Consider the following 240-nt stretch of genomic DNA (forward strand, 5'->3'; position numbering starts at 1 on the left):
CAGGTACTGCCACTACCGTGACAGCTACTACTTCGGCTATTTCTGGAACATCTTCTACCATCACCACCGTGGCGGGGACTGCTAGTAAGTACCTCGTTACTTCTTCGTCTTCGTCTCCTGTGGCGGGGGCTACTGTAACCATCTCGGCTCAGTTAGCCGATGCCAATGACAATCCAGTTGCTACCTCAGGACAAACCGTTACTTGGACCAAGTCCAATGCCAACGGTAGTTTTGCTTCGG

1 protein-coding gene is annotated in these 240 nt (G+C 52.1%); it reads left to right on the forward strand.

Features of this window, described 5'->3' with window-relative positions; translation table 11 throughout:
• A partial coding sequence (locus U0R11_RS13665) for a hypothetical protein (RefSeq protein WP_406752405.1) occupies window positions 1-240 on the forward strand: 240 nt, incomplete at both ends.

The sequence above is a fragment of the Aquirufa salirivi genome (assembly GCF_045310485.1).
Taxonomy (GTDB): domain Bacteria; phylum Bacteroidota; class Bacteroidia; order Cytophagales; family Spirosomataceae; genus Aquirufa; species Aquirufa salirivi.